General features: G+C 71.6%; 23 protein-coding genes and 1 pseudogene. 10 read left to right on the top strand and 14 right to left on the bottom strand.

The window, feature by feature from the left end; all coding sequences use genetic code 11:
• Together AWZ10_RS01360 and AWZ10_RS01355 are read right to left on the bottom strand one after the other, a co-directional pair.
• Positions 1–338 (bottom strand): HAD family hydrolase (locus AWZ10_RS01360; RefSeq protein WP_159058192.1); only part of this gene is annotated, 338 nt, incomplete at its 3' end.
• Positions 339–499: 161 nt separating this feature from the next.
• Positions 500–1,543 carry a PHP domain-containing protein gene (locus AWZ10_RS01355; RefSeq protein WP_060890232.1) on the bottom strand — a complete coding sequence of 348 codons (1,044 nt, stop codon included), beginning with the start codon at positions 1,541–1,543 and terminating at the stop codon, positions 500–502.
• 137 nt (positions 1,544–1,680) lie between these two features.
• Between AWZ10_RS01355 and AWZ10_RS01350 the strand changes: the two genes are divergently transcribed.
• Positions 1,681–1,917, top strand: a complete 237-nt coding sequence (locus AWZ10_RS01350) for a hypothetical protein (RefSeq protein ID WP_046706456.1) — start codon at positions 1,681–1,683, stop codon at positions 1,915–1,917.
• Here the strand turns inward: AWZ10_RS01350 and AWZ10_RS01345 are convergent.
• Together AWZ10_RS01345 and AWZ10_RS01340 are read right to left on the bottom strand one after the other, a co-directional pair.
• Positions 1,898–2,560 carry a VanZ family protein gene (locus AWZ10_RS01345; RefSeq protein WP_046706457.1) on the bottom strand — a complete coding sequence of 221 codons (663 nt, stop codon included), beginning with the start codon at positions 2,558–2,560 and terminating at the stop codon, positions 1,898–1,900. The two genes, AWZ10_RS01350 and AWZ10_RS01345, sit on opposite strands and share 20 nt — an antisense overlap.
• A gap of 300 nt (positions 2,561–2,860) precedes the next feature.
• The gene (locus tag AWZ10_RS01340; RefSeq protein WP_046706458.1) at positions 2,861–3,517 is read right to left on the bottom strand and encodes a DUF4230 domain-containing protein; all 657 of its coding nucleotides are present in this window, start codon (positions 3,515–3,517) and stop codon (positions 2,861–2,863) included.
• A gap of 196 nt (positions 3,518–3,713) precedes the next feature.
• Here AWZ10_RS01340 and AWZ10_RS01335 point away from each other — a divergent pair, with 196 nt between their 5' ends.
• Positions 3,714–4,667, top strand: coding sequence for a ribose-phosphate diphosphokinase (locus tag AWZ10_RS01335; RefSeq protein ID WP_046706459.1), 954 nt, complete (start codon positions 3,714–3,716; stop codon positions 4,665–4,667).
• A 60-nt stretch (positions 4,668–4,727) separates the two neighbouring features.
• On the opposite strand, the gene AWZ10_RS01330 is transcribed toward AWZ10_RS01335, so the two are convergent.
• Both AWZ10_RS01330 and AWZ10_RS01325 read right to left on the bottom strand, forming a co-directional pair.
• Complete coding sequence (locus AWZ10_RS01330; protein WP_046706460.1) at positions 4,728–5,123, bottom strand: anti-sigma factor antagonist; 396 nt, start codon at positions 5,121–5,123, stop codon at positions 4,728–4,730.
• A gap of 159 nt (positions 5,124–5,282) precedes the next feature.
• Positions 5,283–5,711, bottom strand: a complete 429-nt coding sequence (locus AWZ10_RS01325) for a MarR family winged helix-turn-helix transcriptional regulator (RefSeq protein ID WP_046706461.1) — start codon at positions 5,709–5,711, stop codon at positions 5,283–5,285.
• 115 nt (positions 5,712–5,826) lie between these two features.
• On the opposite strand from AWZ10_RS01325, the gene AWZ10_RS01320 reads away from it, so the two are divergent.
• Together AWZ10_RS01320 and AWZ10_RS01315 are read left to right on the top strand one after the other, a co-directional pair.
• Positions 5,827–7,284, top strand: a complete 1,458-nt coding sequence (locus AWZ10_RS01320) for an aldehyde dehydrogenase family protein (RefSeq protein ID WP_046706462.1) — start codon at positions 5,827–5,829, stop codon at positions 7,282–7,284.
• Between the two features lie 65 nt (positions 7,285–7,349).
• Positions 7,350–8,459 (top strand): NAD(P)-dependent alcohol dehydrogenase, encoded by a 1,110-nt coding sequence (locus tag AWZ10_RS01315; RefSeq protein ID WP_046706463.1) that lies wholly within the window; start codon positions 7,350–7,352, stop codon positions 8,457–8,459.
• A gap of 130 nt (positions 8,460–8,589) precedes the next feature.
• Here the strand turns inward: AWZ10_RS01315 and AWZ10_RS01310 are convergent, their stop codons facing one another.
• Complete coding sequence (locus AWZ10_RS01310) at positions 8,590–9,162, bottom strand: TetR/AcrR family transcriptional regulator (protein WP_046706464.1); 573 nt, start codon at positions 9,160–9,162, stop codon at positions 8,590–8,592.
• Entirely contained in the window at positions 9,159–9,521 is a 363-nt protein-coding gene (locus AWZ10_RS01305) for a DUF1304 domain-containing protein (protein ID WP_046706465.1), read from the bottom strand. The genes AWZ10_RS01310 and AWZ10_RS01305 overlap by 4 nt, the downstream gene beginning before the upstream one ends.
• Before the next feature lie 145 nt (positions 9,522–9,666).
• Here AWZ10_RS01305 and AWZ10_RS01300 point away from each other — a divergent pair, with 145 nt between their 5' ends.
• Positions 9,667–10,143 (top strand): GNAT family N-acetyltransferase, encoded by a 477-nt coding sequence (locus AWZ10_RS01300; protein WP_046706466.1) that lies wholly within the window; start codon positions 9,667–9,669, stop codon positions 10,141–10,143.
• Between the two features lie 74 nt (positions 10,144–10,217).
• Complete coding sequence (locus AWZ10_RS01295) at positions 10,218–10,610, top strand: VOC family protein (RefSeq protein ID WP_046706467.1); 393 nt, start codon at positions 10,218–10,220, stop codon at positions 10,608–10,610.
• Positions 10,611–10,668: 58 nt separating this feature from the next.
• On the opposite strand, the gene AWZ10_RS01290 is transcribed toward AWZ10_RS01295, so the two are convergent.
• Positions 10,669–10,965: a DUF4235 domain-containing protein gene (locus AWZ10_RS01290; protein ID WP_037698587.1), complete on the bottom strand. Its 297-nt coding sequence runs from the start codon at positions 10,963–10,965 to the stop codon at positions 10,669–10,671.
• Between the two features lie 50 nt (positions 10,966–11,015).
• Positions 11,016–12,032, bottom strand: a complete 1,017-nt coding sequence (locus tag AWZ10_RS01285; protein WP_046706468.1) for a glutathione S-transferase family protein — start codon at positions 12,030–12,032, stop codon at positions 11,016–11,018.
• A 105-nt stretch (positions 12,033–12,137) separates the two neighbouring features.
• On the opposite strand from AWZ10_RS01285, the gene AWZ10_RS01280 reads away from it, so the two are divergent.
• Positions 12,138–13,178 (top strand): cation diffusion facilitator family transporter, encoded by a 1,041-nt coding sequence (locus AWZ10_RS01280; RefSeq protein ID WP_046706469.1) that lies wholly within the window; start codon positions 12,138–12,140, stop codon positions 13,176–13,178.
• A 129-nt stretch (positions 13,179–13,307) separates the two neighbouring features.
• Here AWZ10_RS01280 and AWZ10_RS01275 read toward each other — a convergent pair whose 3' ends face one another.
• The 3 genes from AWZ10_RS01275 to AWZ10_RS01265 all read right to left on the bottom strand — a co-directional run bounded on the left by AWZ10_RS01275 (position 13,308) and on the right by AWZ10_RS01265 (position 15,332).
• Positions 13,308–13,754, bottom strand: coding sequence for a nitroreductase family deazaflavin-dependent oxidoreductase (locus AWZ10_RS01275; RefSeq protein ID WP_060890231.1), 447 nt, complete (start codon positions 13,752–13,754; stop codon positions 13,308–13,310).
• A gap of 116 nt (positions 13,755–13,870) precedes the next feature.
• Entirely contained in the window at positions 13,871–14,509 is a 639-nt protein-coding gene (locus AWZ10_RS01270; protein ID WP_208618430.1) for a LysE family transporter, read from the bottom strand.
• Between the two features lie 250 nt (positions 14,510–14,759).
• Positions 14,760–15,332 carry a MarR family winged helix-turn-helix transcriptional regulator gene (locus tag AWZ10_RS01265; protein ID WP_046706471.1) on the bottom strand — a complete coding sequence of 191 codons (573 nt, stop codon included), beginning with the start codon at positions 15,330–15,332 and terminating at the stop codon, positions 14,760–14,762.
• Positions 15,333–15,398: 66 nt separating this feature from the next.
• Between AWZ10_RS01265 and AWZ10_RS01260 the strand changes: the two genes are divergently transcribed.
• Entirely contained in the window at positions 15,399–16,340 is a 942-nt protein-coding gene (locus AWZ10_RS01260) for an LLM class flavin-dependent oxidoreductase (RefSeq protein ID WP_046706472.1), read from the top strand.
• Positions 16,341–16,427: 87 nt separating this feature from the next.
• Here AWZ10_RS01260 and AWZ10_RS01255 read toward each other — a convergent pair.
• A pseudogene (locus AWZ10_RS01255) lies at positions 16,428–16,880 on the bottom strand (amidohydrolase family protein); the annotation flags it as partial.
• Between AWZ10_RS01255 and AWZ10_RS55440 the strand changes: the two are divergent.
• On the top strand, positions 16,875–17,540 hold the full coding sequence (locus tag AWZ10_RS55440; RefSeq protein WP_319062758.1) for a helix-turn-helix transcriptional regulator: 666 nt from the start codon (positions 16,875–16,877) through the stop codon (positions 17,538–17,540). The pseudogene AWZ10_RS01255 and the gene AWZ10_RS55440 overlap by 6 nt on opposite strands.
• Before the next feature lie 37 nt (positions 17,541–17,577).
• A complete protein-coding gene (locus AWZ10_RS01245; RefSeq protein ID WP_046706475.1) occupies positions 17,578–18,165 on the top strand; it encodes a flavoprotein in 588 nt (195 codons plus the stop codon).
• Positions 18,166–18,543: the final 378 nt, after the last annotated feature.

Raw genomic sequence — 18,543 nt, 5'->3', positions numbered from 1 at the left:
TCCGCCCCGCTCGCCGAGGTCGCCAGCACCACGCTCCAGCCCTGCCCGTCGAGCCGCCGCAACAGCCGCCCGGCGTCCGGCAAGGCGGGCAGCCGCTCGAAGTACGTCCCGTACAACGCCTTGTGCGCCGCACTGAGCGCGTCCTTCTCCTCCGGGTCCGGCTCCTCACCCAGCACATGCGTGATCAGATCCCCGGACCTCAGCCCCACCGCCCGATGAACGTCATGCATGGCCACGTGGTGCCCACCCTGTCGAAACGCCTCCCACCAGGCGACGACATGCAGGTGATTACTGTCGACAAGGGTCCCGTCGACATCAAAAACAGCGGCCCTACCCATGGCTCACCTTTCTGAAGACTCCGACACACGCGCCCTCAGGGGCGCGGAGCTGTATCCATATGCGGCTCCGCCGCGTGGCGCGACGAGCCACGCCGCACCCGCACGCGCCGAACCCACCGAACCCCCCGAACCCACCGAACCCCCCGAACCCCTCCGAGCGGTCAGGCACTCAGCACCCCCTCCGGAACCTCCCGATCCCGAGCCCACCCGAGAAGCTCCTCCACCCCCCACGTGGTCACCACCCGCTCCGCCGGCACCCCACACTCCTCCGCCCGAGCACACCCGTACACCTGCCAGGTCAACTGCCCCGGCGCATGCGCGTCCGTGTCGACCGAGAACAACACCCCCGCCTCCACGGCCTCCCGCACCAACCGCCGGGGCGGATCCAGCCGCTCCGGGCGGGAATTGATCTCCACGGCCGTCCCCGTCTCCGCGCACGCCGCGAACACCGCCTCCGCGTCGAACTCCGACTCGGGCCGCTCCCGCCCGGTCACCAGCCGCCCCGTGCAGTGCCCCAGCACATCGGAGTGCGGGTCACGGACGGCGGCGACCATCCGCCGGGTCATCGCACGCGCGTCCATCCGCAGCTTGGAGTGCACGGACACCACCACCACGTCGAGCCGGTCCAGCAGCTCGGGCTCCTGGTCCAGCGAACCGTCGTCGAGGATGTCGCACTCGATACCGGTGAGCAGCCGGAACGGCGCCCACGTCTCGTTCAGCGCGGCCACCACGTCGAGCTGCTCCCGCAGCCGCTCCGGGGACAGGCCGCGGGCGACGGTCAGCCGGGGGGAGTGGTCGGTGAGCACGGTCCAGTCGTGGCCGAGGCGCGCGGCGGTCCGGCCCATCTCCTCGATGGGGCTGCCGCCGTCCGACCAGTCGGAGTGCACATGGCAGTCGCCCCGGATCAGCTTCAACAGCTCCGCACCCGCGCCCTCGCCCGTCGGCGGGGCCTCGGTCCCCTGTTCCAGCTGCCGCAGATAGCCCGGCACCTCCCCGGCCAGCGCCTCGCGCACCACCTGCGCGGTCTTCGGCCCGACGCCCTTCAACGACTCCAGCGACCCGGTGGTCGCCCGTTCGGCCACCTCGTCCGCCGGGAGCGCGCCGAGCACGGCGGAGGCCGTACGGAACGCGCGTACACGATAGGTGGGGGCCCGGTCCCGCTCCAGCAGGAAAGCGATCCGGTCCAGGGCCTCGACGGGATCCATGGCACCTCCAGCCTCCCGCTTCCAGCGTCGCGCAGCCCCCGGGTACCCGCACGGCGGCCGAACGATCACGGACGGCCGGACTCACCCGCCCGGGCCTCGCCCGGTCACCGCCGCCGGAACCGATCTACGCTCTAGACATGACCGAAAGCGCGAGCCCCTACATTTCCCATCCCCGGGTCCTGGTGCTCGGGGTACAGCCCGGTACGCCGCCGTTCCGGATCGTGGAGATCGACGGCCAGGTGGTCGGCGAGGCGAAGACGTTGACGGACGTGCTGCGGGCCGCGGCCGCCTACGGGGTCGTCGTCCACGATCTCGACGACCCCGACCAGGTCCGCTGGGTGGGCGGCGACAAATTCACTTGGACGCGGCACTAGCCTTCTTGCCCCGGCTGAAGCGCAGCCGCTGTGCCCAGCCGCCGCGCGGAGCCTTCGGCCGGGCCGGTGCCTTCCGCCGAGCCGGTGCCTTCCGCTGGGCCGGTGCTGCCTTCGGCTCGCGCGGGACTCGGGCGTGCACCGCCCGGCCGAGTCGGCGGCCCAGCAGCAGATAGCCCAGCAGCGCGCCCGTCGTGTTGAGGATGACGTCGTCGATGTCGAACGCGCGTCCGGTGACGAGCGCCCCCTGCACCAGCTCGACCAGCAGCATCATCAACGCGGTCAGGGCGGGCACGCGCAGCAGGCCGCGTGCCCCGGGCGCCAGCACCGGCAGCAGGATCCCGAACGGCACGCCCAGCAGGATGTTCCCGCCGACCTGCTTGATCGCGTCCCGCGGGTCGGGGTGGTGCCAGTAGAGCTTCAGGGAGCTGCCGGGGTGGAGGTTGCTGTGGGTGAGCGCCTCCGACGCCGGGGACGGCTGGAGGGTGAGCCCGGCCAGCACCACGCCGAAGGCCACCATGGCCATGAAGGCCAGTGTCATCGCCAGCAGCCGCAGGGGCAGCGGGAGTGGTCGTCGAACGCCCGCGGCCGCCGGGGGGCGGCGGCCGGAGGCTCTGGAACGGGAACTTGACGTGGTGCCGGCCATGCGACCCTCCCGATTTCAACTTCCCTCTGTCACAAGGTGGTTACCCCCGAAGCGGCCCACGACTCCCGCCCGGACGACCCTTGCAGAAAGTCGTCCGCCGGGTTTCGCGGGTTTCCCTCGCCCTCCCTGGGCACTCCGGGCTGCGAGTGACACAGGCCCGCTCCCGTTCGAGGGGCGCCGGAGAGGCGCCCGGGAGTGCGGGACGTGGGAGGGCGCGGACGTGCGGAGGCGGCGGACGATCCGACGTGCACCCGCGCTCTCCCCGAACCCGGGGAGAGCGCGGGTGCCCGTCAGGACCCGTCAGGACCCGTACGTCACCTTCACCTCCTTGAAGCCGAGGGACGTCAGCAGTCCTTCGAGCATGTCGGTGGTGTTGGCCTCGGCACGGTCCGTGAGCTTGCTGTCCTTCGCGGCGTCGCCGATGTGCTTGACGGCGAGGCGCTGCACGGCCTGTTCGCCGTTGGGGTTGTCGGAGAAGATGTCGCCGAGGCGGTCGAGCAGCCCGCGCTGCTTGGACACGGCGTAGGAGTGCTCGGTGTCGAGGGCCGGCTTGCCGAGCTGTGCGTGCGGGAGGTTGATGGTGGCCGACGTGCGGTCGTCGTCGACCTTCACGTCGTTGTCGCCGACCTGGCCGAGGTCGACATAGGCGTCGACGGTGCCCGCACCGACGTACAGCGTGCGGGTGCCGCGGATCGCGTCCGGCAGGTACTTGGCGTCCTTCTCGAGGTCGACGACCACCTGGAAGTTGCCCGAGGCGGCGTCGTAGCGGCTCATGTCCTGGATGGACTTCAGGAGTGTGGGCCCCGAGCGGTCGTGCTCCTCGGTGCCGAACACGTCCTCCAGCCCCCCGAAGACCAGCATCCTCAGCGCGGCCAGCAGCACCACGATGAGGATGACCACGGCGGTGAGCAGTTTGGCCCAGCCGGGCAGACGCGTGCGCTTGATGGACGTCGTCATGTCGACGGTCCTCCTTCCTCTTTCAACGAATGCCCGCAAAGGCCCGGGGGGAACGCCGAGTTGGTGATTGTCCGCACTTCGCCGTAGACCGGGGGTGCGGCCCGTCCGGGCCACCGTGCCGAATCGGCGTAGGCCGGGCGGCCAGTAGCATGAGCCGCGCAGCCCTTAATGATCATGTTCATGCGAGGAGCCGACCGTGCGTGACATCGCCGTCTTCACCGGCAGCGCCCACCCCGAGCTCGCGGACGAGGTGTGCGCGCACCTGGGGGTGCCCCTGAGCCCGTCCCGGGTGAGCCGTTTCGCCAACGACTGTCTGGAGGTGCAGCTCCAGGCCAACTGCCGGGAGAAGGACGTGTTCCTGGTCCAGCCGCTGGTCGCGCCCGTCCAGGAGCATCTCGTCGAGCTGCTGCTCATGTGCGACGCGGCGCGCGGCGCCTCGGCGGGCCGGATCACCGTGGTCATGCCGCACTACTCCTACGCCCGCTCCGACAAGAAGGACGCGCCGCGTATCTCCATCGGCGGCCGGCTGGTCGCCGATCTGATGGTGGCAGCGGGTGCCGGCCGGGTCCTCGCCATGACCCTGCACTCACCGCAGGTGCACGGCTTCTTCTCGGTGCCGGTCGATCATCTGCACGCCCTGCGCGAACTGGCCGCGCACTTCCGGCAGTACGACCTGACCCGTACGACGGTCGTGTCGCCGGACCTGGGCAACGCCAAGGAGGCGGCGGCGTTCGCGCGGATGATCGGCGCTCAGGTCGCCGCGGGTGCCAAGCAGCGGTTCGCGGACGACCGGGTGAGCATCAACTCGGTGATCGGAGAGGTCACCGGGCGGGATGTGATCGTCCTCGACGACGAGATCGCCAAGGGCAGCACCGTCCTGGAACTTCTGGAGCGGCTGCGGGAGCTGGGGCCGCGTTCGATCCGGGTGGCGTGCACCCACGGACTGTTCGCGGCGGGCGCCCTGAAGCGGCTGAGTGCGCAGCCCGACATCCTGGAGATCGTCTGCACCAACACGGTGCCCGTCCCCGTGGAGGAGCGCACCGAGAAGCTCAAGATCCTCTCCATCGCCCCCGCGCTCGCCGAGGCCGTGCGGCGCATCCACAACGGAGAGTCCGTCAGCGCCCTGTTCGACGCGCCGTCGAGGGAATAGCGGGAACGGAGGGAACGGATGGAACCGAGGGCGGAGAACGGCGAGGCCGGAGGGGTGGGGTCATAAAGCGCCGGACGCGGTGCCGGACGCGGCTTCGGGCTGCTCCAGGGCCGCGTCCAGTGACGGGGCGGGCGGCAGCAGCCGGGCCAGGCCGGTGACCTTGAGGACGCGCAGGGTGAGCGGGTGGGTGCAGACCAGGCGCAGCTCGCCGTCGCGGTCGAGCACGCGCTGCCGGGCCCGGTAGAGCAGCCGCAGGCCCGAGCAGTCGAAGAACTCGACCTGCCTCAGGTCGATCACGATCCGGGCGCCGGGGCGGCTCGTCGCCGCGTCGAGGTGCGGAATGATCTCCACGGCCGCCGCGATGTCGATCTCGCCGTGCAGTTCGAGCACGGTACGGCCGCGGTCCGCGCGGACGCGCAGGTACCCGGTCGCGGGCGGTGTGGGGTCGCTCGACACGACGGCATCGTCTCCAACCGGACTGTGTCAGGACGGACAAGAGGGCAAAACCCGTCCCTGCCCTGCAAGTTACCCTCGTCAGGGTGAATTTCAGCATGTTCGATTGACATATGTCTTCGATTTCTCCGGCAATCTGTCCGGAGTTCTGTGCAGAGCCCCCTACGACAGGGCGTGCCACGCCTTCGACAGTGCCTGCCGGAACTGGTCGGCCTGGTGTGCCGTGAGGTCGCTGATCATGCGTTCTTCCAGGTCACGCATGGGTTCGGCGTAGTGGGCGAGCAGCTCGCGCCCCTCGTCGGTCAGCAGGATCAGCAGCTCGCGCCGATTGCGCGGATTGCGCTCCCGGCGCACGAGTCCCCGGTTCTCGAGACTCCGTACGAGATCCGCGATGGACTGGGCGGTGACGAACGAGTCGCGGGCGAGCTGTGCGGCCGAGAGTCCGTCGTGCCGCTCCAGGACGGTGAGGGACGTGTACTGCAGGGCCGTGATCCCGGCCGGCTTCACCAGCTCGTCCAGGCGCGAGCGGACAACGAGCTCGACCTGCTTGACCATGTAGAGGAGGGAGGGTGGTGCCTTGGTGCCGACCATGGGGTCAGCGTAAGGCATTGACAGGAAACCTGTGTGTAATGAAACTGCGAACCAACAGGAATCCTGTTGGTTGAAATCTTGGCGATCAGGCTGAATCAAGGCTGAGGAGTGGGCAATGACGACCACCTTCGAGAGCGGGCCCGGGCGGCTGTTCATCGGTGGACAGTGGCTCGAGGCGACAGACGGGGCACGCGCCGACGTGATCGACCCGTCCACGGGTCAGGTGGTCACGACGGTCGCGGAAGCGGGCGCCGCCGACGTCGACGCCGCCGTGCGCGCCGCACGTGAGGCGTTCGACGGCGGCACGTGGTCCGGGCTGAGCGGCCGCGAGCGCGGTCGGATCCTGAACCGCGTCGCCCAGCTGATCCGGGAGAACGCCGACGAGATCGCGGCCATCGAGAGCCGTGACGTCGGCAAGCCCATCACCCTGGCCCACGCGGTCGACGTGACCAACGCGGCCAACGACTACGAGTACTACGCCTCCCTCGCCTGGTCCCTGGACGGCTCCGCCCGCGACGTCCCGAACAACCGCCTCGCCTACACCCGGCGCGGCCCGATCGGTGTGGTCGGCGCGATCACCCCGTTCAACTTCCCGCTGATCCTGGCCGGCTCCAAGATCGCCCCCGCGCTCGCGGCCGGCAACACGGTCGTGCACAAGCCGGCCGAGGAGACCCCGCTCAGCGCCCTCTACATGGCGGGGCTCCTGAAGAAGGCCGGTGTCCCGGACGGCGTCTACAACGTGGTCACCGGCACGGGCCCGGTCGCGGGCGAGGCGCTGCTGCGCAACCCCGGCGTCGACAAGATCGCCTTCACCGGTTCCACCGCGACCGGCCGGCACGCGGCGAGCGTCGCAGGCGAGGGCCTGAAGCAGGTCACGATGGAGCTGGGCGGCAACGCGGCGCACCTCGTCTTCGAGGACGCCGACATCGAGAAGGCCATCGGCGCCATCATCAAGGGCTTCGTCTTCAACACCGGCCAGTTCTGCATGGGCGGTCCCCGCCTGCTGGTCGCCCGTTCGGTCCACGACACCGTGGTCGGCATCCTCGCCGACGCCGTGCCCGGCGTACCGATCGGCGACCCCCGGCAGCCCGAGACCGTCATCGGCCCGATGGCGGGCGAGCGGCACCTGAAGAAGGTCGAGGAGTACGTCGAGCTGGCCCGCAAGGAGGGCGGCCGTATCGTCTGCGGCGGCGAGCGCCTCGACCTGGACGGCGGCTACTACTACAAGCCCACCGTCATCGCCGACCTCACCAACGACTCCCGGGTCGTCCAGGAGGAGGTCTTCGGGCCGGTCCTCACCGTGCAGCCCTTCGACTCCGAGGACGAGGCCGTCGAACTGGCCAACTCCACGCCGTACGGCCTGGCCTCCGGCATCCAGACCACTGACCTCACCCGCGCCCACCGCGTCGCCGACCGCCTTCAGGCGGGCATCGTCTGGGTCAACGACTGGCCGATGCTCGACCCCGCCGTGCCCTTCGGCGGCGTGAAGGCCTCCGGCTTCGGGCGCGAGTACGGCCCCGAAGCGCTGGAGTCCTACACCAAGGTCAAGTCCGTCGTCGTCTCGCTCGACTGAGCGCCTCCCCGGGATCACTCGTGAACCGCCCGCTCCGGCGGCTCACGGACAGACAAGGAGTCAGAATGTCCACCACCACACGCGCCGCCGTGGTCGAGTCCGGGGGCGCTCCCTTCACCCTCTCCGAGGTCGTCCTCGATCAGCCGGGGCAGGGCGAGGCCCTGGTCCGCATGGTCGCCGCCGGCCTGTGCCACACCGACCTCGGTGTCGCCAGCGGCGGGCTGCCCTTCCCCCTCCCCGGGGTACTCGGCCACGAGGGCGCCGGTGTCGTCGAGGCGGTCGGCCCCGGTGTCACCTCCGTCGTGCCCGGCGACCACGTCGTGCTGTCCTTCACCTCCTGCGGCGGCTGTCAGAACTGCCGTGACGGACACCCGGCGTACTGCGCCACCTGGCTCCCGCTGAACCTGCTCGGAGGGCGCCGCGCCGACGGCACCAGCACCATCAGCCGCGACGGCGAGGACCTCGGCGGCCACTTCTTCGGCCAGTCCTCCTTCGCCGAGCGCGCCCTGGTCGACGAGCGCGGCCTCGTCAAGGTCGACCCGGACGTACCGCTGGACACCATCGCCCCGCTCGGCTGCGGCGTCCAGACCGGCGTCGGCGCCGTCTGGAACGTGCTGGAGCCCCGCGCGGGCAGCACCCTCGTCGTCCTCGGCGCCGGAGCCGTCGGCCTCTCCGCCGTGATGGCGGCGGCCCTCACCCCCGCGACCACGGTCATCGCCGTCGACAAGGTCGGCGAACGGCTGGAGCTGGCCAAGGAACTGGGCGCCACGCACACGGTGAACGGCGGTGAGGTCGCCGACATCACCGAGGCGATCATGGAGATCACCGGGGGCCGCGGCGCCGACGGCGTCGTCGAGACCACCGGCAGCGTCTTCGTGCTCCGCAAGGGCGTCGACTCCCTCGCCGCGCGCGGCACACTCGTCATCGTGGGCGCCCCGCCGTTCGGTACCGAGGTCTCCCTCGACGTCAACGGCATGCTCGGCGGCAAGCGCGTCGTCGGCCTCACCCTCGGCGACAACGAGATCCAGACCGCCATCCCGGTCCTCGTCCAGCTGGTCAAGGAGGGCAAGCTCCCGCTCGACCGGCTGATCAGCCGCTACAAGTTCGAGGACATCGACCAGGCGGTCGCCGACATGAGCGGCGGCAAGACCATCAAGCCCGTGCTGACGTTCTGACGGGTTCCGACGTCCCGAGGAGCCATCTCCCGCCGGGGCACGTCCTCCCCGCGTGACCCCGGCCCTGTGGGTGACCCGAACACCGGGTCACCCACGGGGCGGTCGCACGTCCTGAGCCCCTTCGATGGGTTCACCGGCTGCGGTGCAGCGCCACCAGCAACTGCCACGCCTGGTCGGCGATCTCCCGAGGCGTGCCGTCGAGGAGGCCGTGCAGCCAGTCGGCGAGGACCCCGGCGAAGGTGGCCGCCACGGCGGAGGCCACCAGTGGGGCGTCCGCGGCCCCCGCGAGTTCGCGTTCGCGGAGGCTGTAGGCGCGCAGGTCGCGGTGGAGGACCCGGCCGAGCGGCCCGCCGCCACCGGGTGCCAGCAGGGTGCGGTACAGGGCCGCGTGCGGGGCGAGACCGGCGAAGAACTCCGGCAGGGCTGCCGGCGCCCGTACCGGGTCGGGGCGCCCGCGCCAGGCGTGCAGCGCCTCGACGGCCTCCCGTACGACATCGGCGCAGGCGTCGACGGCCAGCGCCTCCAGGTCGGGGTAGTGCACGTAGAACGTGGCCCTGCCGACCCCTGCCCGGCGGACCAGCGCTGCCACGCCGATCTCGTGCAGCGGGTGCCGGGCGCACTCGTCGAGGAGGGCTTCCCGCAGCCTGGCCCGGGTGCGGGCGGCCCGGGGGTCCTCCGTGGTCCGGGGGTCCTCCGGGGTCATCCCGCGACGAGGACGGCGGCCAGGGCGAGCGCGCCGGGGAGGGCCTGGGCGACGAGGATGCGGCGGTTGGCGGTGGCGGCGCCGTACACACCGGCGACGATCACACAGGCGAGGAAGAAGATCTGGGCGCGGTAGCCGGTCGGGTCGGCGGCGATCAGGCCCCACACCAGACCGGCGGCGAGGAAGCCGTTGTAGAGCCCCTGGTTGGCGGCCATCGCCGCCGTCCGCTTCGCCATCTCCGCGTCCAGCCCGTGGAACGACATCCCCGGCTTCTTCTGCCACAGGAACATCTCCATCACCAGGATGTACGCGTGCAGCACCGCCACCAGCGCGACCAGCACGTTCGCCAGGATCTCCATGGTCAACAGACTCCGTAGTGCACTCGATGTTCCGAACTTCATGGACAGATGTCCACTATAGCTGGACCACTGTCCAGGAAGTCCACCCGGGGTGCCCGTGGTCGTCGCCGATGCGTTGTCGGACCCTGCCGCTAGGTTCCCGTCCATGAGTGAGCAAGAGGTGATCGTGCGGCGCGCCCGCGCCGAGGACGTGCCGGGGATCGTCGTCTCCAGCTCCTGGCTGTTCGCCGAGGACGGCGGGGAACGGGACCCCAGCCTGAACGTGGACTGGCCGCGCAGGCACGGTGCCGAGGCCTTCACGGCCGCCCTCCAGGACCCCGGCCGGCTGCTGCTGGCCGCGCTGTACGGCGAGGAGGTGGTGGGCCATCTGTCGGGATCGATGTCCGGGCCCACCGCCCTGCGCCCCGTCGGATCGGCCACCCTCATGGCGCTGTACGTCCGGCCCGAGCACCGGCACGCCCGCGTCGGGGCCCGGCTGGTCGACGCCTTCCTGGTGTGGGCGCGGGAACAGGGCGCGGCGCACGCGGAGGTGACCGCCTCGGCGGCCAACGCGGACGGCATCCGCTTCTACGAGCGGGAGTCGTTCCGGCCGCAGGCACTCACACTGCGGCTGAACCTGTAGCCGGCGGGTACCCGGGGAGCGTATGGGCGGCGGTGGAACCGTCCCCCGCGCCCGGGAACCCGTACGGAGGAGACATGGCACTGGTACAGGCGGGCCTCGTGGTGCTGGACTGCGCCGAGCCGGAGAAGCTCGCGGTGTTCTACAAGGAGCTGCTCGACGGGGAGGAGACGCACGCGACGGCCAACCGCGTCGAGATCGAGGGTGCCTGTGGCACCCGGCTGGCGTTCCGCCGGGACGTCAACGCCACCCCGCCGAGCTGGCCCCGCCCCGAGAACTCCCTCCAGGCCCATCTGGACTTCTACGTCGACGACCTGGACGAGGCCGAGCGGCGGATCGTCTCCCTCGGCGGGCGTCCGGTGGACACGAAGGACGCGTCCGGGCCGTTCGAGGAACGCGGCTACTCCGACCCCGCCGGCCACTCCTTCACCCTGCGCCGTGAACACTCCACGGCCCCGAAGCAGGGCTAGTGCGGCCAGGGCCTGCCCGGTGCCCCGGACCGACGGGGCACCGGGCAGGCCCCGAACCTCAGTCCCGGCCTCCCTTCTCGGTGGCCGGCCACACCCCGGTGGACCGCTCGATGGCCTTGGCGCCCGTGCGGTCCACCGCGCTGCGCACGACCGCGAAGATCGCGCCCTGCACGGCCGCCGCGAACAGCACCTCGCCCCAGCCGCGATCCCGGTCCAGGGCGTCGGGCGCGTCGTCCTCGTGCCGGATCAGCTTCCAGGTCTTGCGGAACGCCAGCGAGGCCAGCGCACCACCCGCCCAGCCGAGGGCGAAGCCGAGGGGCTGGTAGGCGAGCGGGAGCTTCTTCTTCTTGGACATCTGGTCCTCCTCCTACGTGTGGCGATGTGGTGTGCGGCGATGTCGCGGGGTCAGGGCCGACCCCGCGGGGCCACGACCTCGGCGGCGGGCACCGGCCCCGGTGGTGTCCCGTCCCCGAACGGGCTGCCGCCCAGGTCCTCGCGGCCGTGGGGCGTGAGCCAGCCCGCCAGATCGGGCCCGAGCGGCACCACGGCGGTCGGGTTGATGCCCGTGTGCACCTGGTAGTAGTGCCGCTTGATGTGGTCGAAGTCGACGGTGTCGCCGAATCCGGGGGTCTGGAAGAGATCACGGACGTACGCCCAGAGCACCCGGTCCTCCGCCAGCTTCCAGCGGTTGCACTTGAAGTGACCGTGGTAGACGGGGTCGAAACGCACCAGCGTGGTGAAGAGCCGGATGTCCGCCTCCGTGATCGTCTCCCCGACGAGGTAGCGCTGCCGCGCCAGCCGCTCCGACAGCGCCTCCAGCCGCCGGAACACCCCGGCGCAGGCCTTCTCGTACTCCTCCTGGCCCGTGGCGAACCCGGCCCGGTACACCCCGTTGTTCACGTCCTCGTAGACCTCGGCCATCACCGCGTCGATCTCGTCGCGCAGGGCCGCCGGGTACAGGTCGGGCGCGCCCTTGCGGTGCAGGTCGGTCCACTCGGTGGCGAGGTCGAGGGTGAGCCGCTGGTAGTCGTTGGTGACCAGCTCGCCGCTCGGCACGTCGACGATCGCCGGGACGCTGACGCCGCCCGGGTAGTCGCTCTCCCGCGCGTCGTACGCCTCCTTCAGGAACCGGATGCCGAGCACCGGGTCGCGGCCGTCGGCATCCAGCGTGAAACGCCAGCTGCGGTCGTCCTGGATCGGGTCGGCGACGGCCATCGACAGGGTGTCCTCCAGGCCCAGCAGCCGCCGCGAGACCACCGCCCGGCTGGCCCAGGGGCAGGCCCGGCTGACCACCAGCCGGTAGCGGCCGGCCTCCACGGGCCAGCCGTCCCGGCCGTCGGCCGTGATCCGGTCCGCGAAGTGGCTCCTGGACCGCCTGAACGCCTTCCTCCCGTACGCCTCGTTCCCCTCGCCGACACTCATGCCGTCCGCCCTCCCGGTCCGTCCGGATACGTATGCCCTGATGGAGTTCCCCGATTTCCGCGACACCCACGGTGTGAGCGCGACGGGCCGGGGCAGTCGGCGAAAGTGACGCGGACATCAGCAGGCACGGAGACGACGGACGACCGGGGCGGGGCGGTTCTCGAAGGACCGGGGAGCCATGAGGAGAGCAAGGCGCGGGAGGACCACAGGACCCGGATCACCGTCCTCGTCGCCCTCGGCGCCAACCTCGTGATCGCCGTGGCCAAGACCGTCGGCGGACTCCTCGCCGGATCGCCCGCCCTCCTCTCGGAGGCCGCCCACTCGGTCGCCGACAGCCTGAACGAGGTCTTCCTCCTGGCCGCGCTGCGCCGCAGCCGCCGCCCCGCAGACAGCCGACACCCCTTCGGCTACGGCAAGGAGCGCTTCTTCTGGTCCCTGCTCGCCGCCGTCGGCATCTTCGTGATGGGCGGCTGCTTCTCCTTCTACCAAGCGGTCCACGCCCTGACGGCCGGGGGCGCGGAGTCCTACGACGGCTATGTCGTCGGCATCGCCGTCCTCGGGGTGGCACTCCTGTCCGAGGGTGCCTCGCTGCTGCGCGCCCTGCACCAGGTGCGGGGGCAGGGCGGCGTCGACGGACTCCGGGACCCGGCGCTGCGTACGGTCGTCGCCGAGGACGGCACGGCGGTGCTCGGCGTGACCCTCGCGATCGCCGGGATGGCCCTGCACATGGTGACCGGCCAGGTGATCTGGGAGGCGTCCGCCTCGTTCGCGATCGGGGCGCTGCTCGTGTACGTCGCCTACTGGCTCGGGCGGGACGCCCGCGAACAGCTCATCGGGGTCGCCGCCGACCCCGAACCCAGCCGGAGGATCCGCTCCCTGCTGGAGGCGCAGCCCGAGATCGACAGCGTGGAGGCCCTGCTCACCATGCAACTCGGCCTGGACTCCACCCTCGTGGCGGCCCGGGTCGACCTCGTCCCCGGCCTCGACAGCGAGGAGGTCGAGGAGGTCGCCGTCCGTATCAAGGGCTCCATCGCCCACGTCGTCCCCGAGGCCGACCAGATCTTCCTCGACGTGACGGAGAAGACGGGGCCGGGGGAGCGGGCAGGGGAAAGCCCCGCCGCGACGGGGGAACGCGGCGGGGCCTGAGACTCGGTTGCCCGGTGTGCGGGGGATCATGCGCGACGCGTCGAAAGTTCTTTCTCCACGCTTCCCGGCAGCCGCGACATGCGCTCACTCACCGTCGGTGAGTCGTCCGGTGCCGTGGCCGGTGGGCCGTCACCCCTTCGCCGGCTCCAGCACGAAGACGGGGATCTCCCGGTCGGTCTGCTTCTGGTAGTCCGCGTACGGCGGGTACGCGGCGACCGCCCGGTCCCACCACTCGGCCTTCTCGTCCCCGGTGACCTCGCGCGCGGTCAGCTCCCGGCGGGCGGGCCCGTCCTGGAGCTCGACCTGGGGGTCGGACTTGACGTTGTGGTACCAGACCGGGTGCTTGGGCGCCCCGCCCAGCGAGGCCACGACCGCGTACCGCCCGTCGTGCTCCACCCGCATCAGCGGGGTCTTGCGCAGCTTCCCGCTCTTCGCGCCGCGCGTGGTGAGCACGATGACCGGCAGGCCCGTGTCCAGCAACGTCGTCCCCTGTGTGCCGCCCGAGCTCTCGTACAACTCGACCTGCTCGCGCACCCACTGCGTCGGGCTGGGCACGTATTCGCCCTCAAGTGGCATGACTACCGTCCCTTGTTGTCGCGTACGGACTGTCTCCGCATTCAACACCTGCCCCTCCCGGATTCATCCTCGTCCGGCCACCCGCACACGGGACCCGCCCGCCTTCACGGACCGTGTCACGCACCGGGTGACGGCCCCAGCATGAGTGCCGCCAGCACCGCGATCACGGCGCTCGACAGGAGTCCCGTCACCAGACGTCCCCGGTGTCCGGTCAGCGCCCGGCCGAGCAGCGCCCCGCCGCCCGCCAGCAGCAGTTGCCAGCTCGCGGAGGCGAGGAACGCGGCGAGGACGAACACCGCCTGTTCCAGTGGGCTGACGGCGTCGGTGGCGCGGCTGCCGAGCACGAGCGCGGCGAAGTAGACGACCGTGGTGGGGTTGAGGAGGGTGATCCGCAGGAGGGCGGCGTAGGCGCGGGCCGGGCTCACCGGGTCCCGCTGCGGGCGGGTGGTGAGCCGCCGGGCGCGGTACTGGCGCAGGGTCGTGACCGCGCCGCGTACCGCCAGGGCGAGGAGCACCAGGGCCGAGGCCAGGCGCAGGGGCACCAGTACCGGTTGCAGGGCGGCCGCGAGGGCCGTACCGCCGAGGGCGGCGAGCAGGGCGTACAGTCCGTCGGCCGTGGCGACGCCGAGCGCGGCGCAGGCTCCGGTCCGCAGGGACGTACGGGCGGTGAGGGAGACGAGGTAGGTCGCGACGGCTCCGACGGGGATGGCGATGCCATAGCCGGCGAGGAGCCCCGCGACGAGCGCGGCCGTCACGACCGGGGCGGTGTCGGTCCCCACGGTCGGCCGGTCCGCTGCTGCGCCCGCACCGGCGAGGCGGTGGCGAGGGGCAGCGGCAGGAAGGCGTCGTTGATGAGCATGGGCAGATCCTGGGCTCGCGTGCCCGCCCCCGCAAGCGAATTACCGCCGGCTCTTGACCGTGGTTCCGCGCCTGCCTACCTTGTTTGAATCCAAACGATATGAAAGGCGCGGACGTGGACGGACTCGTGCGCCATGCGCGGCGGCCTCAGGCCTTCGGACGCCGACCGCTGCGACGGGGCGCGGGCTCGGCGCCGTTCAGCAGGGTGCGGCGGCGCTCCTCGCCGTGCTCCTCGACCTGCAGCACGACACTGCGCAGCCCCTCCGCGAGGCTCCGGCACTCCGCGTCGCTGAGCTGCCCGGTGACGAAGGTCTCCTCCTCGTTGAACGCCGGGAACACCCGCCGCATCAGCTCCTCGCCCGTGTCGGTGAGGCTCAGCAGCACCAGTCGGCCGTCCGTCGGATGGGCCGCCCGCCGCACCAGCCCACGCGACTCCAGCGTGCGGGCCACCCCCGTGAGCGTGCCCTTGGAGATGCCCGCCTCCTCCGCCACGTGCCGGGTCTCGGACTCGCCCCACACCCACACGACCCACAGCACCACGAACGCCGTCCAGGTCAGGTCGGAGCCGCGCAGCACGGAGTTCTCCAGGTGCTGCCGCACAGCCGAGGCGGCCCGGTAGATGTTCGCCACCGCCGCCATCTGGTCCCGGCGGATGGGGAAGTCCCCCAGTTTCGCCGCGGCGAGCTTCTCGGCTTCGGTGATGGATCGCTGGCCGGGCACGGGTGCTCCTTGGATCGATGGTTCGGTCATTCGGTGTCAAATTGTACGGAGAAGAGGGAATACCCCATGAGCACCGCCCCCCGCATGCTGCTGGTCCTCAGCGAGAACTGGACCCTCACCGGCGGCCGCGCCGACCTGCCCGCCGCCGTCCGGTGGGCGCGCGAGGCCGAGGACGCCGGATTCGACTCCGTCATGGTCAGTGAACACATCGTGCTCGGCCCCGACGCCGCCGCCGACGGCATCATGGGCAACCCCCGCGACTACGCCCTCCCCGGCAATCAGGACCCGTACACCCCCTGGCCCAACTCACTGCTCCTCCTCGCGTCCATCGCCTCCGTCACCGAGCGCCTGCGCCTGGCCGCCGCGGCCGTCCTCGCCCCGCTGCGCCACCCCCTGCTGATGGCCCGGGAACTCGGCACCCTGGACCTGCTCAGCGAGGGACGGCTGCTGGTGCAGCCCACGGTCAGCTGGAGCAAGGACGAGTACGACGCGCTCGGCGTGCCCTTCGCCGGGCGCGGCAGGCTGCTCGACGAGCACCTGGAGGTCTGGGCGAAGGCCTGGGGGCCGTCCCCGATCTCCCACGACAGCGAGCACTACCCGTTCCGGGACGTCTACTTCGAGCCCAAGGCGTACCGCCCCGAGGGCCCGAGGCTGTGGTTCGGCGGACAGCGCCTGCACGGTCCCGTACTGCGTCGGCTGGTCCGCTACGGCCACGGTTTCCACCCGCTCGGGCGGCCCACCCCGGACGACCTGAAGGCGCTCCACGAGGCGATGGCCGCCGCCGGACGGGACGCAGCCGACCTGGAGATGATCGGCGGCACCCAGGCGGTCTTCCCCGACGACCACGCCCCGGCGGACCTCGGCGCCGCCCTCGCCTCGATACCGGAACAGTTGGAGCAGGGCTTCACGACCTTCTGCGTCAAGCCGAACCAGTTCATCGACGACCCCGACGGGGTGGGCGCCTTCTGCAAGGAGGTCATGCGGCGGGTGACGGCGCTGACGGGCTGACGGTCTGACGGTCTGACGGGCTGACGGGCTGAGGGCACGGCGGGGCCGGCGCCGCACTCGCGGCGCCGGCCCCTCGCACCGAACGGCTCAGCGTTCGAAGACGACCCCGCCGTCGAACACCGTCATGTCCACCCGGACCCCGGTGATGTCACGCGGGTCGATGTCCAGCAGCGGCCGGTCCAGGACGCACAGGTCGGCCACCTTGCCCACCTCCAAGGACCCCTTCCACTCCTCGGCGAAGTCCTGTCGCGCGGGGTTGATCGTGTACGCCCGCAGCGCCTCGGCGAGTTCCACGCGCTGTTCGGGTCCGCTGACCCGGCCGCTGGCCTTCGACTCGCGCAGCAGCATCCCGGCGACACCCTGCCGCCAGTCGGGCTCGGTGATCGGCGCGTCCGAGCCGGCGCACACCGCGACCCCCGCGTCGAAGGCCGAGCGCGCGGGCCACCGGTACGCCGACCGCTGCGCGCCCACGACCTCCGCCATCAGGTCGGAGATCGTCCACTTGATGGCCGGGTTCATGTTGACGCCGTAGCCGTGCGCGACGCGGTCACGGGCGCCCTGCGCCACCACGGCCGCCTCGTCGGCCTGATCACCCTCTCCACCGCGACCCCCGACGCCTACGACACCGGGACCCGCCGGCTGCTGGCCTCCCTCCTGCCCGCCCTGGGCGTCCTGGCCGACCCCACCGCGCACGCGGGCGACCTCCCCGACCTCCCGGCGGACGGCGGGGCGAGCCTGGTCGTCGCCGACGACATCCTCGAACTCCCCGGCCGGGACCCTGCCTTGGTCCTCCAGGACACCGGGTTCCGCCGTCTCCTGCGCGCCTTCACCGACTCGCACGGCACCCGGCTGCGCCTGCTCTGGCCCGTCGGCCCCGACTGGTACCGGGTCACCGTCCGCCGCCACGCCCTCGGCTCGGCGGTCGTGCGCCGGGCGGTCCTCGTGCACGAGACGCCCGCCCCGCTGCCGTACGGGCTCAGCCCGCGCGAGCTGGAGGTCCTCACCCGGGCGGCCACCGGTCAGACGAACCAGGCCATTGCCCAGGCGCTGTTCCTGTCCCCGCGCACCGTGCACACCCACGTCGAGCATCTGCTGCGCAAGACCGGCGCCGCCTCCCGCGCCGAGGCCACGGCCCTCGCCGTACGCGACGGACTGCTCCGGCCGACCGCCGGCGACGTCGAACGCTTCGTCGAGAGGTGACCCGGAAAGGCCGAGCCCGGTTCTATAGGGTTCGACGGTGACTGCGAGTGGGAACGCGACCGGAGCCGGGCCCGGACAGGGCGGGAGACCCTTCCTCTACGTCGTCGTCTGCGCCGCCGGGATCGCCGTGGAGGTCAGCAGGCTGATCACCGCCGCACAGGAGCGCGACTGGGAGGTCGGGGTCATCGCGACGCCCGTCGCCATGGGTGGCTTCTTCGACACGGCGGCGGTCGAGGCGCAGACCGGCCGCCCGATCCGTTCCGCCTGGCGGCGGCCCGGCGACCCGCGCCCCTTCCCGCCGCCGGACGCGGTCGTGGTCGCGCCCGCCACCTTCAACACCGTCAACAAGTGGGCCGCGGGCATGGCCGACACCCTCGCCGTCGGCACGCTGTGCGAGGCGTACGGGCTCGGCGTGCCCATCGCCGTCCTGCCCTGCGTGGCCGACGCGCTCGCCGCGCACCCGGCGTACCGCGCGAGCCTGGAGCGGCTGCGCGGCATGGGTGTCCGGTTCGGCGATCCGTACGCGGGCGGGGTCGAGGAGGGCGGCGGGCGCGAGCGGTTCCACTGGGAACGGGCGCTGGACCTGCTGGAGGCGGGCGACGAGGGAACGGCCCTCACACACTGAGCTCCGTCGCCGTCCCCATCGGCAGCCGGCGGAACGTTGGACTGCTGGACCTTGGGCGGCATCAGGTGCTCGACCTGTGACGGATGAGGTGCGGCAGCGGGGTGCGGGGACGGGGTGCGGGGTCTGGTGCGGTGGCGGGTGGCCGGACCGCTCGGGCCGCTCCCTTCAATCGAACGGTTGAACCCGTCGTCGGCTTCCGGGCGACGCGCGGCGGAGGCCGTCGATCACAGACTTACGGTGCCGCCGTAGCGGCACCGCCATAGGAGTCAAGCCCTGGAAGGACCTTCCCCCACATGGCCAGCAGTTTCAGCAGGCGATGCATTCTCACCACCGGAGCGGGCGCCGCGCTCGGCGGCCTCGTCGCGACCGGCGCGGCGC

The sequence above is a fragment of the Streptomyces europaeiscabiei genome, from assembly GCF_001550375.1.
Lineage (GTDB): Bacteria > Actinomycetota > Actinomycetes > Streptomycetales > Streptomycetaceae > Streptomyces > Streptomyces europaeiscabiei.
The sequence above is the reverse complement of the archived record's forward strand: the minus strand, read 5'-3'. Positions and strand labels throughout refer to the sequence as shown.

Bases quoted from the DNA above. Each gene is read 5' to 3' on its own strand.
- AWZ10_RS01355 (WP_060890232.1), bottom strand. From the start codon at position 1,543: ATGGATCCCGTCGAGGCCCTGGACCGGATCGCTTTCCTGCTGGAGCGG.
- AWZ10_RS01350 (WP_046706456.1), top strand. From the start codon at position 1,681: ATGACCGAAAGCGCGAGCCCCTACATTTCCCATCCCCGGGTCCTGGTG.
- AWZ10_RS01345 (WP_046706457.1), bottom strand. From the start codon at position 2,560: ATGGCCGGCACCACGTCAAGTTCCCGTTCCAGAGCCTCCGGCCGCCGC.
- AWZ10_RS01340 (WP_046706458.1), bottom strand. From the start codon at position 3,517: ATGACGACGTCCATCAAGCGCACGCGTCTGCCCGGCTGGGCCAAACTG.
- AWZ10_RS01325 (WP_046706461.1), bottom strand. From the start codon at position 5,711: ATGGTCGGCACCAAGGCACCACCCTCCCTCCTCTACATGGTCAAGCAG.
- AWZ10_RS01320 (WP_046706462.1), top strand. From the start codon at position 5,827: ATGACGACCACCTTCGAGAGCGGGCCCGGGCGGCTGTTCATCGGTGGA.
- AWZ10_RS01315 (WP_046706463.1), top strand. From the start codon at position 7,350: ATGTCCACCACCACACGCGCCGCCGTGGTCGAGTCCGGGGGCGCTCCC.
- AWZ10_RS01310 (WP_046706464.1), bottom strand. From the start codon at position 9,162: ATGACCCCGGAGGACCCCCGGACCACGGAGGACCCCCGGGCCGCCCGC.
- AWZ10_RS01305 (WP_046706465.1), bottom strand. From the start codon at position 9,521: ATGGAGATCCTGGCGAACGTGCTGGTCGCGCTGGTGGCGGTGCTGCAC.
- AWZ10_RS01300 (WP_046706466.1), top strand. From the start codon at position 9,667: ATGAGTGAGCAAGAGGTGATCGTGCGGCGCGCCCGCGCCGAGGACGTG.
- AWZ10_RS01295 (WP_046706467.1), top strand. From the start codon at position 10,218: ATGGCACTGGTACAGGCGGGCCTCGTGGTGCTGGACTGCGCCGAGCCG.
- AWZ10_RS01290 (WP_037698587.1), bottom strand. From the start codon at position 10,965: ATGTCCAAGAAGAAGAAGCTCCCGCTCGCCTACCAGCCCCTCGGCTTC.
- AWZ10_RS01285 (WP_046706468.1), bottom strand. From the start codon at position 12,032: ATGAGTGTCGGCGAGGGGAACGAGGCGTACGGGAGGAAGGCGTTCAGG.
- AWZ10_RS01275 (WP_060890231.1), bottom strand. From the start codon at position 13,754: ATGCCACTTGAGGGCGAATACGTGCCCAGCCCGACGCAGTGGGTGCGC.
- AWZ10_RS01260 (WP_046706472.1), top strand. From the start codon at position 15,399: ATGAGCACCGCCCCCCGCATGCTGCTGGTCCTCAGCGAGAACTGGACC.